13 protein-coding genes are annotated in these 13,858 nt (G+C 65.0%); 5 read left to right on the top strand and 8 right to left on the bottom strand.

The window, feature by feature from the left end; translation table 11 throughout:
• Positions 1-79 precede the first annotated feature (79 nt).
• Complete coding sequence (locus tag ACZ60G_RS32625) at positions 80-658, bottom strand: TetR/AcrR family transcriptional regulator (RefSeq protein WP_387291392.1); 579 nt, start codon at positions 656-658, stop codon at positions 80-82.
• A 287-nt stretch (positions 659-945) separates the two neighbouring features.
• Between ACZ60G_RS32625 and ACZ60G_RS32620 the strand changes: the two genes are divergently transcribed.
• The 3 genes from ACZ60G_RS32620 to ACZ60G_RS32610 are packed head-to-tail and all read left to right on the top strand — an operon-like array spanning position 946 to position 4,330.
• Positions 946-2,463, top strand: a complete 1,518-nt coding sequence (locus tag ACZ60G_RS32620; protein ID WP_465815218.1) for a long-chain-fatty-acid--CoA ligase — start codon at positions 946-948, stop codon at positions 2,461-2,463.
• Positions 2,460-3,419 carry a phosphotriesterase family protein gene (locus ACZ60G_RS32615; protein WP_465815083.1) on the top strand — a complete coding sequence of 320 codons (960 nt, stop codon included), beginning with the start codon at positions 2,460-2,462 and terminating at the stop codon, positions 3,417-3,419. Before ACZ60G_RS32620 ends, ACZ60G_RS32615 begins: the two co-directional genes overlap by 4 nt.
• 26 nt (positions 3,420-3,445) lie before the next feature.
• Positions 3,446-4,330, top strand: coding sequence for an SCO6745 family protein (locus ACZ60G_RS32610; protein WP_465815082.1), 885 nt, complete (start codon positions 3,446-3,448; stop codon positions 4,328-4,330).
• Positions 4,331-4,334: 4 nt separating this feature from the next.
• On the opposite strand, the gene ACZ60G_RS32605 is transcribed toward ACZ60G_RS32610, so the two are convergent.
• The 4 genes from ACZ60G_RS32605 to ACZ60G_RS32590 all read right to left on the bottom strand — a co-directional run bounded on the left by ACZ60G_RS32605 (position 4,335) and on the right by ACZ60G_RS32590 (position 10,246).
• The gene (locus ACZ60G_RS32605) at positions 4,335-5,267 is read right to left on the bottom strand and encodes an alpha/beta fold hydrolase (protein ID WP_465815080.1); all 933 of its coding nucleotides are present in this window, start codon (positions 5,265-5,267) and stop codon (positions 4,335-4,337) included.
• A gap of 169 nt (positions 5,268-5,436) precedes the next feature.
• On the bottom strand, positions 5,437-6,852 hold the full coding sequence (locus ACZ60G_RS32600; RefSeq protein WP_465815078.1) for a phytoene desaturase family protein: 1,416 nt from the start codon (positions 6,850-6,852) through the stop codon (positions 5,437-5,439).
• Positions 6,853-6,888: 36 nt separating this feature from the next.
• Positions 6,889-8,700, bottom strand: coding sequence for a DUF3556 domain-containing protein (locus ACZ60G_RS32595; protein WP_465815076.1), 1,812 nt, complete (start codon positions 8,698-8,700; stop codon positions 6,889-6,891).
• Between the two features lie 94 nt (positions 8,701-8,794).
• Positions 8,795-10,246: a class I adenylate-forming enzyme family protein gene (locus tag ACZ60G_RS32590; protein WP_465815217.1), complete on the bottom strand. Its 1,452-nt coding sequence runs from the start codon at positions 10,244-10,246 to the stop codon at positions 8,795-8,797.
• A 167-nt stretch (positions 10,247-10,413) separates the two neighbouring features.
• Here ACZ60G_RS32590 and ACZ60G_RS32585 point away from each other — a divergent pair, with 167 nt between their 5' ends.
• Positions 10,414-11,655 carry a PucR family transcriptional regulator gene (locus tag ACZ60G_RS32585; protein WP_465815074.1) on the top strand — a complete coding sequence of 414 codons (1,242 nt, stop codon included), beginning with the start codon at positions 10,414-10,416 and terminating at the stop codon, positions 11,653-11,655.
• 3 nt (positions 11,656-11,658) lie between these two features.
• Here ACZ60G_RS32585 and ACZ60G_RS32580 read toward each other — a convergent pair whose 3' ends face one another.
• The 3 genes from ACZ60G_RS32580 to ACZ60G_RS32570 form a co-directional block, all read right to left on the bottom strand.
• Entirely contained in the window at positions 11,659-12,150 is a 492-nt protein-coding gene (locus tag ACZ60G_RS32580; RefSeq protein ID WP_465815072.1) for a MarR family transcriptional regulator, read from the bottom strand.
• A gap of 90 nt (positions 12,151-12,240) precedes the next feature.
• Complete coding sequence (locus ACZ60G_RS32575; protein ID WP_465815070.1) at positions 12,241-12,684, bottom strand: nitroreductase/quinone reductase family protein; 444 nt, start codon at positions 12,682-12,684, stop codon at positions 12,241-12,243.
• Between the two features lie 46 nt (positions 12,685-12,730).
• Positions 12,731-12,853, bottom strand: a complete 123-nt coding sequence (locus ACZ60G_RS32570; RefSeq protein ID WP_465815068.1) for a hypothetical protein — start codon at positions 12,851-12,853, stop codon at positions 12,731-12,733.
• Between the two features lie 265 nt (positions 12,854-13,118).
• Here ACZ60G_RS32570 and ACZ60G_RS32565 point away from each other — a divergent pair, with 265 nt between their 5' ends.
• Positions 13,119-13,856, top strand: coding sequence for a GNAT family N-acetyltransferase (locus ACZ60G_RS32565; protein ID WP_465815066.1), 738 nt, complete (start codon positions 13,119-13,121; stop codon positions 13,854-13,856).
• Positions 13,857-13,858 lie beyond the last annotated feature (2 nt).

The following is a 13,858-nucleotide window of genomic DNA, read 5'->3' as shown; positions in this document are numbered from 1 at the left end:
CAAGTGAGGCCACACGTCAAGTGATACGGGTCACACGAATGATCGGCGCACATCGGCCGGCCACCTGGCCGACGCTCGGTCAGTGAGCTTCTTTCAGCTGAAGAGCGTTGAACCACAACTGATTCAACGTTTTCACCAACTTCTCGAAGGACACCTTCCGTCCCTCGACGAATACGAAGTACGCCATGCGGCTCACCATGCTCGACAGCGCCAGCGAGGTGACCTCGGCATCCAACTCGGCGTCCACCAGGCCACGATCCTGCAGATTCCGGATCATCTCGGCATTGCGCTCGACGAAGGCCAGGGCGCGCTCGAAGCGCAGCACCCGGAACTTCTCATCGATCTTCGACACCTGTTCGAGCACGGCCATCAGCCGCGCATTACGCCGATACGACAGCAGATACTCACGATTGGCGGCGGCGATCAGCTCGCGCGGGTCGTCGATGCCGACCCGCTCCCGGATGTGCGGGTGCAGCATTTCCTCGCGCACCTGCTCGACGACCGCGGCGAAGATCTCTTCCTTGCTGTCGAAGTAGGTGTAGAACGACCCGGAGGCGACCCCGGCCGCCTTGGAGATATCACTGATCCTGGCGTCGAGGAAACCGTCGCGTTCGAACACCTCGCGCGCCGCGGTCACCAGTGCGGACCTGGTGCGCATGCCACGCTTACTCCGTGGGGGCACCCGACCGGGCTGGTCCTCGGTGGCTTCCTGGGCGTTCACTGCCTCACTCGCTGTCGTCCGGCTCGCTGACGTGGTGGATCGTAACAGCGCCCGCCGCTCCCGCGACCCCACGACGCCGCTGGGCAACCTGCATCGGCACAACATCTATTGAACATGACGCCAAATTCAAGTAGCGTCCGACCCACTGACGTGGCCTGGGTCACATCAGTTCTCGCCCACTCATGAAACTGGAGCAAGCCATGCCTGCGAATCCGGCTTCCCCGATGGCATCCGATCAGCCGACCAATGTCGCCGACCGATGCTGGCAGCACGCCGCCGAACGCCCCGAAGCCATCGCGCTGCTGGCCACGGACACACAGCTCACCTACGGCGAATTGGCCAGGCGCAGTGCGGCTTACGGCGGCCTGCTACGCGAATCCGGTATCGCCACGGGCGACCGGGTGCTGCTGGTGGCGCCCACCGTTGCTGAATTCGTCGTCGCATATCTGGGCGCGCAGCTCATCGGCGCCATCGCCATCACCATGAACACCATGGCTACCGCGCCCGAAATCGGGTACGTGCTCGACGACTCCGGCGCGCGGATCGTCATCGCATGGCACGGCGCTCAGGAGGCCGCACGGGAGACGGCCACCGAACGAAATCTGCCATTGCTCGCGCTCGCGCCGGGTGCGCATGCCGAACCGGCCGAGCCCGTGGACGAACCGGTACGCCGCCGCGCCGACGACACCGCGGTGCTGCTCTACACCTCCGGAACCACCGGCAAACCGAAGGGCGTCGAACTCACCGTCGCCAACCTGACCGAGACCGCTCGAATCTTCACCGATCAGCTGCAACTCGGCCTGGACGATCGCTTCGGCACCGGACTGCCGCTGTTCCATGTCTACGGGCAGGCGGTGTGTCTGCTCACCGCGCTGCATGCGGGCGCGTCCTTCGCCATGGTGACGCCCTTCGAACCGCGGGCCATGATCGCGATGATCCGCGATCAGCAGCTCACCCACGTCGCCGGTGTGCCGACCATGTGGAATGCCATGCTGCACGCGGCCGGTGACTACGGTGCGGCAGATTTCGCGAGCCTGCGGCTGGCGGCATCCGGTGGGGCGTCACTGCCCGGCGAGGTGATCCGCGCCTTCTCGGATCGCTTCGGCTGCACCATCCTCGAGGGCTACGGACTCACCGAATCCACCGGCGCGGCGACCTACAACCCGCTGGATCGCGAACAGCGCGTGGGCTCGGTCGGCGCCGCGCTGCCCGGGACGTCGATCGAGGTTCGCGATCCCGACGGCAAGGTGCTGCCCGCAGACACCATCGGCGAGATCTTCCTGCGCGGCCCCAGCATCATGAAGGGTTACTGGAACCGGCCCGACTCCACCGCCGCCGACCTGTCCGACGGCTGGTTGAAGAGCGGCGACCTGGGCCGCGTCGACGCCGACGGCTATGTCTATATCGTCGACCGCGCAAAGGATCTCATCATTCGCGGCGGATACAACGTCTATCCGCGCGAGGTCGAGGAAGTGCTGTACGAGCATCCCGACATCGTCGAAGTCGCGGTGATCGGCATTCCGGACGACCACTACGGCGAGGAGGTCGGCGCGGTCGTCGCCGCCACACCCGGGGTCGAACTCGATCCGGCGGATCTGCGGTCCTGGGCCAAGGAGCGGCTGTCGGCGTACAAGGTGCCGCACCGCTTCGCCTTCACCGACCAGCTACCCAAAGGCGCCACCGGCAAGATCCTCAAACGCGCTCTCGACCCGAATCTCTTCACGGACAGGGCAGCCCGATGACCGAAATCCCCACCGCCACCGGAACCGTGGACTCCGCCGAACTCGGTCGCGTCCTGGTGCACGAGCACGTCTTCGTACTCGGCGAGGAATTCCGGCAGAACTACGCCGACTGGGACGAGGACGCCCGCGTCGACGATGCCGTAAGACAACTCGACGAGTTGAAATCCCTCGGCATCGACACCATCCTCGATCCGACCGTGCTCGGGCTCGGCCGCTATCTGCCGCGCATCCAGAAGCTCGCCGCCAGAACGGATTTGCGGATCATCGTCGCCACCGGCATCTATACCTACAACGATGCGCCCTTCCAATTCCATTACACCGGTCCGGGTTTGCTGTTCGACCGGCCGGAGCCGATGGTGGAGATGTTCGTCAAGGACCTCACCGAGGGCATCGCCGATACCGGTGTGCGCGCCGGATTCCTGAAGTGCGCCATCGAGGAACCCGGACTGACGCCCGGCGTCGAACGGGTCATGCGCGCGGTAGGGCAGGCATCGGCGCAAACGGGTGCGCCGATCACCGTGCACACCAACCCGCACACCCGATCCGGACTGGTGGCGCAGCGGGTGCTCGCCGAGGAAGGCGCGGATCTGGGCCGCGTGGTGATCGGCCACTCCGGTGACACCACCGATATCGATTACCTCACCGAACTCGCCGACGCGGGATCGCTGCTCGGCATGGATCGATTCGGGCTCGACGTCCTGCTGCCGTTCGAGGATCGGATCGACACCATCGTCGAACTGGTGCGACGCGGCTACCTGGACAAGGTCGTTATCGCGCATGACGCGGCGTGCCACATCGACTGGTTCGATCCGGAGGCCAAAGCGCAGGTGGCACCGCGGTGGAACTATCGGCACATCAGTGAAGATGTGATTCCGGCACTGACCGCGCGGGGACTCACCGACGACGATATCGACGCGATTCTGGTGCGCAATCCGCGCCGGTACTTCGAGAAGTGATCCGAATAGATACCGGAGCAACGCCATTGACTACCGTCTCTCCGCGTAGTGCCCATCTGACGTTCCGCGCGCTCGAGCCGATACACGGGTTGATCTACTTCACCCCGCACGGCCCGGATGCTTACCGTGAGTTGGGCATTACGGATCCGCGCATGATGTACTTCGCGTCCCGGTCCGCGGCATTCGGGCCGGTGCAGGCCGAGGTCACCATCGCTACGTTCTTCAATTTCAATCCGGATGCGGTGCGGGCCGTCATTCCTGCCGCATGGGAAATCGCCTCTCCCGCAGACATTTTCCGAGCTCGTATGCGTGCCGTTGATCGGTCGCTTCGGCAGGCATGGGGCGATGACGTCTATGGCCCCGAGGTGAGTGAAGCCGCCGAGCTCGCCCGGCAAGCCGCCGAACGTGCCTGCGAACGCCCGCAGGGCCGTCCGTTGTTCGCGGCGCATGCGGCGCTGCCGTGGCCCGATGAACCACATCTGATGCTGTGGCATGCGCAGACACTGCTGCGGGAGTACCGCGGCGACGGACACGTTGCCCTGCTGCTGACGGAGGGGCTGAACGGTATCGAGGCATTGATCACGCACAGTGCGACCGGCGAGATATCACCGGAAGTGTTGCGCGCCAGCCGATCCTGGAGCGAGCTGGACTGGGCCGCGGGTGTGCGGCGGCTTCGTGAGCGGGGTTGGATGGCCGACGATGCTGTCGTGCTGAGCGAGCACGGCTCCGAGCGGCGTGGCGCGATCGAGAGCCGGACCGACGAACTCTCGGTCTATCCGTACGAAGCGATCGGCGAAACCGGATGTGCGCGCCTGCGTGCGCTCGCCGCGCCGTTGGCGATCCGGGTGATCGAAGGTGACCTCGGATTCCCGCAGCTGCTGTCCGCGCGCTATCGGCAGGTGGTCGGGTAGGTCTTCAGCTGACGCTGCGGGCGAAGTCGATGAGTGCGGCGCTGACTTCGTCCGCGCGTTCCTGTTGAATCCAGTGTCCGGCCCCGTCCAGAACAACGGACACCCGCAGGTCGGACAGTATGTGAGCCATCTTGGTGGTCGGGGTGAACCGGATGACGGCATCCTCCGACCCGGCGATGAACAGCGCGGGCTGATGGATCTTCGCATCGGCCAGGTGCGCGCTATGTTCCCAGTTACGGTCGAGGTTGCGATAGTAGTTGAGTCCGCCGGTGAACCCGGTCGCCGTGAAAGTCTCTATGTAGTAACCGAGTTCGTCCTCACTCAGCCAGGCCGGAGCCGCCATCTCGGAACCGTTGCCGCTCAACAGATCCCGGACACCGACGACATCGTCCTGCAGCAGAGTGCGACGCACATCCGACGCGAGCTCCGCGTCAGCGCGGCCCGGTTCCTGAAACCAACACATATAGAACTCGTCGCCGAGCCGGGACCGCAGAATCGGCAACGGCGCCGCGACCGACCGCGGTGTGGCCGGAACACTCAGCCCCGCAACGGCCCGCACCCGATCCGGATGCCGCAGGGCCAACTGCCACACCACCGACGCACCCCAGTCATGACCGACGAAGATCGCATCCTCGACACCGGCCGCATCGAGCAAACCGACGAGATCACCACACAGCGCGGCCATGTCGTAGTCCTCGATCCGACTCGGCCGAGAACTGCCTCCGTATCCGCGCATATCCGGTGTCAACGTCCGGAAACCCGCCTCGGCGAGCGCGAAAACCTGATGCCGCCACGAGAATCCGAGCTCGGGAAAACCATGACAGAACACCACAACGGGACCGTCACCATGCTCGACAACCCGCAACTCGATCCCATTGGTCGCGACCTGGCGACTCCCCAGCCCCAGCCACTCGTCCAGCAGATTGCGTGCGTCCAATGGGTCACCTCGTCTACCACGGCAATATAGATCGACACCGTATTCGACTCTGACGTCAAGTTCAACTTTCGGCTACGCCCGCCCACCCGTCGTTTCGACTGCTCCTCCAGGACGAATGAATCGACAGCTGACGACGGCCGGGCGAGAAATGTGACGTGAACTGCACTGTTCAGTGATGAAGTAGCCGCAGGGCGCGGGCAGCGGCGTTGGCTCCGCACATGCCATGAGCGCCGGGGCCGGGTGGGGTGGCGGCAGAGCACAGGTAGTGGCCGGGGAGGCCGATATCGTAGGGCTGCAAGGTTTTTCGCGGGCCGAAGACGAGTTGGGGAATGTCTTTGGCACCGGTCATGATGTCGCCGCCGACGTAGTTGGGGTTGTATTCGGCGAAACCGGGTGCGGTGCGGACGATGGTGCCGACGATGCGGTCGCGGAAGCCGGGGGCGAAGCCTTCGATCCGGTCGCTGATCGCTTCGGTGGCATCGCCGGTGAAGCCATGCGGAACATGGGCATAGGTCCACACCGGGTGCACGGCGCCGACCGAACGCTGGGGGTCGGCGAGGTACTGCTGTCCGACCAGGACGAACGGTCGCCCGGGCATGCGCCCGGCATGGATTTCTTGTTCGGCGGCGGCGATTTCGGCGAAACCACCGCCGAGGTGGACGGTTCCGGCCCGGCGGGCGGGTTCGGCGGTCCAGGGAACCCCGCCCTCGACCGCGAAGTCGACCTTGAAGGCCGCTGGCCCGTAGCGGAATCGCCGATATGCCTTGGCAATTCGCGAAGGAAGCCGGTCACCGAGGATTTCGGCGACCGCGGTCGGCGCCACATCCCACATGGTGATGTCGGTGGGCGGCAACTGCCATGGCGACCGCACGTGCACACCGGTTTCGATCTTCCCGCCGAGGTCGAGCAGCAGTGCGGCCATCGCGTCGGTGATGCGCTGTGAGCCGCCGACGGCAACTGCCCAGCCGTGCCGATGCCCCGCGGTGAGGATGCCGAGCCCGACGCTGGCGCTCAGCGGTCGGTGCAGCGGGTGGAACGCGTGCGCGGCGACGCCACCGAACAATGCCCGCGCCTGCTCGGTGCGGAAGATCTCCGCCAGCAGTGATGCCGGTGCCAGCGCGGGAATTCCGAAGCGGGCCAGGCTGATCGGATGCCGGGGCAGCCGCAGCAGCGGGCGCATGATGTCCGCACCGAACCGGTCGTAGGCGGCGACCGGCCGGTCGAACAGCAGGCGCCAGGCCCGGCCATCGATACCGAGACCGGCGGCGGTCTCGGCGACCGAGCGATACAGCACCCCGGCGGTTCCGTCGTCGAGCGGGTGGGCGCAGTCGATCTCCGGCCACGCCCACCGCAGCCCGTAACGCTCCAGATCCAGGCTGCCCAGAAACGGCGATCCGACCGCCATCGGATGGATGGCCGAGCAGTGATCGTGCACGAGGCCGGGCACGATCGCCTCGCTCGAACGGGTCCCGCCGCCGATCTCGTCGGCCGCCTCCAGCACGGTCACTTCGACACCGGCTCGTGCGAGGGTGATCGCGGCGGCCAGGCCATTCGGTCCGCTGCCGACGACGATGGCGGTCTTCATCGGATGTCCTTCCTGAAAACTATTGGGGCACAGGCACTACGACACCATTTCCGACTCCGGCTCGGCCCTGCCGGACAAGGCGCGGAACGCCTCCTCCCGCCGCCAGGTGACCTGCAACGGAATCGGGCCGTCCGGCAGCCACGGCTGGGCGTTCACCGCGTCGCGGACCCGCCAGGTGCCGCGTTCGATGACGCCGAGCGCCGCATCGATCACCTGATACTCCTGGGTTCCCCGATGGATCGGCTGTGATTCGACCCAGACGATGATCCATTCGCCGGGTTCGAATCCGATCCTCGCTTGGACGGCGTTGATCAGATCCAGATTGTGCAGATGCCCGTCGCCGAAGTTGAAGCCGATCAGCGAATTGCAGCCGAACTCGGCCTCGCGCACCGTCCAGCGGTCGATCTCGTGGATGTTCTTCAGCAGCAGGGAGAATAGTCCGCGCCCCTGGCTGTGCATGGACCGCCACGCGATGGTCTGCTGCATGGTGATCTCGGCGACCGCGGGCGGATAGCCCATGGCCCGCAGTTGGTCGATCTGGTTCTTGGTCGGCCGGTGCGGCAGCGCGTTCAGCTTATCCTCCGCACCGGGGGCGAAGGCCCACAGTGCCGAGGCCCAGTTTCCGGCGTACTGCCGCATCGACGGCAGGAACGACACCAGATCCGGACGCAGGTTGCCCAGAATCGGGAAGCAGACCAGAACCGCGACGATCGCGACGGTCAACCATGGCGAGGACATGTCGGTGACGGCATAACCGTCCCCGGCGGGGAAGCCCAGGAACAGGAACACCGTCAGGTAAGCGAAGATGACATTCCATTCCTGCGGCACCGCCAGCGCGAACATCGAAATGATCGTCAGGTGGAACACCACCATGAGCACGACTGCCGCCAGGATGATCCACCGATTGGTGGCGAACAGCAGCACGAGCGGAGTGGCGATCTCCACGGCCGAACCGCCGACATGCGCGGTGAGCGAGGCCAGCTTCGAGGGCCGGATATCGCGTGGGAAGTCGCGGTAGTACCGCCGCTTGACGCTCTTGAACGGCACACAGGGACCATTCGAGGTCATCGCCGACACGACATTGCTGAAGTGGTGGCCGTACTTCGAGATCCCCGCCCCGATCCACACCACGCAGATCAGCAGTTTCGCGGCGATGATCATGTCGACGAACGGCAATACCGCGAAGGACACCAGCGCGGGCAGGTACTGCTCACCACGGGCGGTGAGGAAGATCGTCTTGTCCCGCAACCCGCACAGTATGTACAGCGCAATCGGCGTGATCAGCAGCGTCGGCTGCACCAGACCAGTGGTGTTGTCGGGCACCGCGTCGCTCAGCGAGGAACTCGGCACTCCCGGCAGCAGGATCGGCACCAGCAGACTGGCCAGGAATGCCAGATACAGCAGCACATCCACACCGGTGCGGCGATCGCCATCGGTGAACGGCACCCGCCGCCACGGCCGCAGCCGGATCGCCCCGCGCCGGGCATAGAACAGGACGCCGCCGATCATCGGCTTGAATTTGCCCGCGATCGGTCCCCACGATCCGGCGATGCCGATCGCCTCCAACAGCACCGTCCACAGGATCAGCTTCTGATAAACGATCGGCTGGTTCCACCAATGCGCCACATCCCAGAACGGGCCGACGCCGGATGTCCAGGTGACCAGCGCGGTACCGCAGAGAACGTAGAGGATCAGCACCTTGACCATATAGATGGTGTGGATCATTTTCGGCGTGCCGAATCCGTATTCCACCCAGTGCAGGGCCAGTGCTTTCATGCGCTCCATGAGCGGTTTGTCGAGAAATGTCTCCGGATCGACGGGCGGGAAGTCCGCCTCTTTGAATCCCATTGTTCGAACCTTTCAATGGCAGGGATTTCGGGCAGGCACCGGCCGCGTCCGAAATACCGGTGATTACGGATTGTGTGGCCGGGCGGATAATCCGCTATGCACTCGCCGCGAGTGCACGGAGTTTTCGTTTATCGATCTTTCCGACGGGATTTCTGGGCAGTCCGTCGGTGAGGAAGATCGATACCGGCGCCTTGATGCGGGCCAGCGAGCGCAGACAGTGCTCGATCAGCTCGGTCTCGGTGACCAGCGAACCGGGCAGCGGCACGATATGGGCGACCGGAACCTCGCCGAGGACCGGATCGGGCGCACCGACCACGGCCGCTTCCAACACGCCCGGGTGGGCATGCAGGACATTCTCGATCTCCTTGGGATAGATGTTCTCGCCACCGCGGATGATCATGTCCTTGATCCGGTCCACCAGCACCAGGTAGCCGTCGGCATCGAACCGGCCCACGTCCCCGGTGTGCAGCCAGCCGTCGACGATGGTGCGCGCGGTCGCATCCGGCCGGCCGAGATAGCCGCGCATGACATTCGGCCCGCGCACCACCACCTCGCCGGGCGATCCATCCGCGAGCAGGCTGCCGCCGGGATCCATGATCGCGACGGTCTGCCCGGGCAGCGGAAGCCCGACCGTACCCGGCTTCCTTTGCCCCGCAGGCGGATTCAGCGTCGATGCGCAGGTGCCCTCGGACAGTCCGTAGCCCTCGACGATCGGTACACCGAACCGGGTTTCGAAGCGTGTGATCAATTCGGCGGGCATCGGCGCCGCACCGCAGATCACCCGGCGCAGCGACGAGGTGTCCGGGCGCAACTGTTCCGGCTGGGACACCAGCATCGCGTAGATCGCGGGCACGGCGGAGAAATAGGTCGGCCGGACCCGCGCGACGACATCGAAAAATGTCGATGCGGAGAACCTCCCGGCGATACTCGCGCGACCGCCCGCCAGCAGCGGCGACAGCACGCTCACCACGATCCCGTTGACGTGGAACAGCGGCAGGATCAGCAGACTGTGATCGGACTCGTCCAGGCTCAGCGCGTCGATGATCATGCCGCACATCGCGGCGATATTGCCGTGATCGAGCATGACGCCCTTCGGCCGTCCGGTCGTACCGCTCGTATAGATGAGCAGCGCCAGACCATCTCCGACAGCTGAATCCACCATGGCGTCCGTGTTTGCCGGCCGCCCGGCCACGTCGGCCACATCCAGCGTCCCGATGCCGCGCCCGCTCTCGGTGATCACCACCTTCGCCGCGGCATCCTCGATTTGATAACGCGCTTCGTCGAACGTCAGGTCCGGATTCACCGGTGTGACCGCGGCACCGAGACGCCATGCGGCGAATAGAATTATCACCAATTCCATTCGATTCGACAGCGCCACCGCCACGACATCCCCGGGACGAATTCCATGCCCGTACAAAACGTCGGCGGCCGCGCGAACACGATCCGCGAAGGCCTGATTATCCAACTGCTCACGATCATCCGCGATACAGGGACCGGCCGGATTCCGCTCGGCCCTGATATCCGGTAATTCGGCGATGTGGTGCACGATTTCCTCACCATCGGGTGTGATCGGTATTACATTCAACGGTAGGCACCCGGCCGACCCTCGACTACGGGCCGGTATCCCAGAATTCACCGACGGCTTTGTACTGCGGGCACAAAGGGTTTCCGAATACGGCCGAACCCGACCATGCCGTCGGTTACTGTCCGGCTATGAGTGCCGGCGTGGACCCGATCGTGCGCGAGGTCGCGGGAAGTATCAAGGCCGATCTCGAGCGGCTGACCGTCGAGATGACCTCGATGTTCGTCGAGGTCATCCCGGAATTCCGGCACGACAGCGAGGTGCGGCGGCTGATGGTCGCCAGCACCTCGTCCAATCTCGTCGCCATTATCGACATGCTGGCCCTGAGCATCTCGATCGACGACATCACCGTGCCACCGGCGGCCGCCGAATACGCTCGCCGATTCGCCCAGCACGATCTGTCCCTGGAAGGGCTCCTGCGCGCCTATCGCCTCGGCGAACACATGTTCCTACAGCAGGCCATGACGATCCTGCGCGAATTGGATCGGTCCGCCGACGAGGCACTGGCGACCATGAGCCGGATCGCCCTGCTGGTCAACAGCTACATCGACCAGGTCATCGAGGGCATCATCGACATCTACGAAACCGAACGCCGCCGCTGGGATACCCGCTCCGACGCCACCCGCGCCGCACAGATCCGCGCCGTACTCGACACCGACGAACTCGATCTGGCATCGGCCGAACAGATGCTGGCGACCTCACTGCGCGGCTGGCACCTGGCCGCCGTCATCTGGATACCACCGGGCTCCCCCGACCCTGCCGGTCTGCTGCGCGCGGGCGTGGCGATGCTATCCGCGGCCACCGGAAAGACCGCACTGACGATCACCGTCGACGAACAGAACTGCTGGGCCTGGATCTCCTCCACCGGCAAACCCGCCCTCGATGCCGACCGGCTCGACAACGAGCTGCGCACACGACCGACCCTGCATTTGGCAGTCGGGGAACCCGGCACCGGACTCGACGGATTCCGTCGCACCTTTCGCGACGCACAGCGCGCCCGCGGTGTCGCCATCGCGACCACCCACCTCGACCGTCAGCTCACCCTGCATTCCCGAATTGCCTTGGCCAGCTTGTTGATCGACCATCTCGCCGATGTCCGGGCCTTCGCCGACCGCGTGCTCGGCGACCTCATGCGCGACGATGAAGCGACCGTCCGGCTGCGGGAAACGGTGCAGATCTTCCTCGATGCCCGCGGCAGCTTCACCGATGCCGCCACCCGCATGCACGTGCACAAGAACACCGTCCACTACCGAGTCCGCAAAGCCGAGGAAATCCTCGGTCACCCGGTCACCGAGAACCGGCTCGAAATCGAGGTCGCCCTGCTCGCCTGCGCACAGCTCGGACTGGATCGACCGGAGCGCCGAGGCAGCTGATCCTCAGCCTTGCGCCAACTCCTGGGCGGCTTCTTGGCCCGCCACGCCGGTTCGCTGCAGGAAGTCGGCGATCACCTCGAGTTCGGCTTCGGAGTAGCGGGAACAGAGTTCGTCCATACGGTTGTTCATGCCGGAGAACAGCTCGAACAGTTCGGAATTCCGTTCGCGCACCGAATGCAAGGTGACCGCGCGACGATCCGTCGAGTCCGGGTCACGTTCGCGAACGATCCATCCGCCCTTCTGCAGGCGATCAAGGATTCCGGTCATGGTCGCGGGGTGTAATCCGGCGCGGCGCGCCAACGCCGTCGGGGATATGGGGCCGTGGCGGTTGATCAGGTCGAGGCAGGTCCAGTCGACGTCCTTGAGTTCGACCCGGCCGCCGAACCGTCTATTCAGCAGCGAAAGCTGAATATTCAAGTCACGCAATGCTTCCCGCACATCAGCCGTCAATCGCCGACGGCTGCGCGTCGATGTACGACCTGCCGCTGAACTCATTGTCCGCCACCTCGCCTACGTTTATACGGTTTTCGTATCATACGTAGGCGAGGGGCAGATCCGGCTCGCCGACGTGCGCGATTCGCTCCGTCAGGCCGGAACGACGCGGAAGACCGCGATTCGATGCGCCGACGCCGCCACGCCATCCGGGGTGGCGGCATCGGCCAGTCCGGTGGTGACGAAACGCTGGCCGACGCTCTTCGGACTCGACGCCACCAATTCGTGCAGCAGCGACGGACGCTCCTCGGCGGGCACCTCCACCAGGCGCGCCGTCGACGACTTTCGGCCGCGCGTCAGCGTAACGATGTCTGCCGCACGGGCATTCGCGACCCACGCCGCCTTCGGGAATGCCTGGAAGATGAAGCGTCCGCTGTCGAGCTGGTTCACCGCGATCGGGAAGGTACGCAACTGTCCGCTGCGTCGCCCCGCGACCGTGAGCAGTTGCATCGGGCCGAAGGCGATGCCTATCCGCTGTAGCCCGACGATGACCTTGTTGATGGTGTTGGTTGTCCGACGGTAACTATCTGCACTCATGCACACAATCCTAGTTGAAGATTATACGAGTTTCATATCGTATATTTCACATACCAGCGCCCGGCCCCTCCTCGGCGAAGCGCTCGGCGACCTGGCGCAGGCGCTCGGCGGTGGCGAACCGCGACGATATCGGCGGCGTCCCACGAATCCCACAGGGCGCGAACGGCATACAGTGTCTCCGCGCCCCGTACGCAGCGGTCGGCCGGATCGAGGAAGCCGCCGCGGCGACCAGATCTGTCCATTGGCATCCTCGCCTCCGGGAGAGGAGGCGATTGCACATCGAGCAAAGCTGCGATTGAGATCAGCTCGAGCGCGGGGAAATACGCTGCGAGTCGACTACCACCGGATAGAAATTCCGCTGAGCACAACCAGTGCCGACACTCGTGCGCCTCGCTAACGTTCTCCGGTCGGACCCTGTTGCGGAGGAGTGCGCGATGACCACCGAGTCGACCATCGATATCAATACCCCACTGCACCCGCTCGACGATCCGGTGCGGGCATCGCTGCGCGGCGAGCACCGCCGCTTCGCCAGCTGGGTTGGCCGCATCGGCCGCTACGACCCGGACGTCGCCAGGTTCATCGGTCATCCACCGGTACTGGACGAGCAGGACTGGGCCGATCTGGCCACCCTGCTCGGACCGGGCGGCAGCACCGCACTGCGCGGCTACGGCCATGTGCCGCCGGATGGGTGGACTGTGCTGAACGAATTCGGTTCGGTACAAATGGACGGCAGGGCACTACGCGTCGCCCATGATCCGGAACTCGAGGTACTCACCGCCACCGATGTGCCGGAGATCCTGGAGCTGATCGCCCGCACCGAACCCGGCCCGTATGCGCCCCGGACCATCGAAATGGGCACCTACCTAGGAATTCGGGTGGAGGGCAGGCTGGTGGCAATGGCGGGTGAGCGCCTGCACCCGCCGGGCTGGACCGAGATCAGCGCCGTGTGCACCGATGCCGAATTCCGCGGCCGCGGCTTCGCCTCTCGGCTGACCCGTGCGGTCGGCGCCAGGATCCGTGCGCGCGGCGAGACCCCGTTCCTGCACGCCGTCGCCCACAATGCGACGGCCATCAGTTTGTACGAGACGTTGGGATTCACCCTGCGCAAGCGTTCGTTGTTGACGCTCGTGCAGGCACCATCGGCCACCGGCTCCGCATCGACGCCGAACTAACC

The sequence above is a fragment of the Nocardia sp. NPDC102475 genome (assembly GCF_055584605.1).
Note: the sequence above shows the minus strand (reverse complement) of the source record. Positions and strands in the feature narration are given on the sequence as shown.

What these genes read in the sequence shown, in the direction of transcription:
- ACZ60G_RS32565 (WP_465815066.1), top strand. Translation starts at nt 13,119, where the DNA reads ATGACCACCGAGTCGACCATCGATATCAATACCCCACTGCACCCGCTC.
- ACZ60G_RS32585 (WP_465815074.1), top strand. Translation starts at nt 10,414, where the DNA reads ATGAGTGCCGGCGTGGACCCGATCGTGCGCGAGGTCGCGGGAAGTATC.
- ACZ60G_RS32580 (WP_465815072.1), bottom strand. Translation starts at nt 12,150, where the DNA reads ATGAGTTCAGCGGCAGGTCGTACATCGACGCGCAGCCGTCGGCGATTG.
- ACZ60G_RS32595 (WP_465815076.1), bottom strand. Translation starts at nt 8,700, where the DNA reads ATGGGATTCAAAGAGGCGGACTTCCCGCCCGTCGATCCGGAGACATTT.
- ACZ60G_RS32615 (WP_465815083.1), top strand. Translation starts at nt 2,460, where the DNA reads ATGACCGAAATCCCCACCGCCACCGGAACCGTGGACTCCGCCGAACTC.
- ACZ60G_RS32600 (WP_465815078.1), bottom strand. Translation starts at nt 6,852, where the DNA reads ATGAAGACCGCCATCGTCGTCGGCAGCGGACCGAATGGCCTGGCCGCC.
- ACZ60G_RS32570 (WP_465815068.1), bottom strand. Translation starts at nt 12,853, where the DNA reads ATGCCGTTCGCGCCCTGTGGGATTCGTGGGACGCCGCCGATATCGTCG.
- ACZ60G_RS32620 (WP_465815218.1), top strand. Translation starts at nt 946, where the DNA reads ATGGCATCCGATCAGCCGACCAATGTCGCCGACCGATGCTGGCAGCAC.
- ACZ60G_RS32625 (WP_387291392.1), bottom strand. Translation starts at nt 658, where the DNA reads ATGCGCACCAGGTCCGCACTGGTGACCGCGGCGCGCGAGGTGTTCGAA.
- ACZ60G_RS32575 (WP_465815070.1), bottom strand. Translation starts at nt 12,684, where the DNA reads ATGAGTGCAGATAGTTACCGTCGGACAACCAACACCATCAACAAGGTC.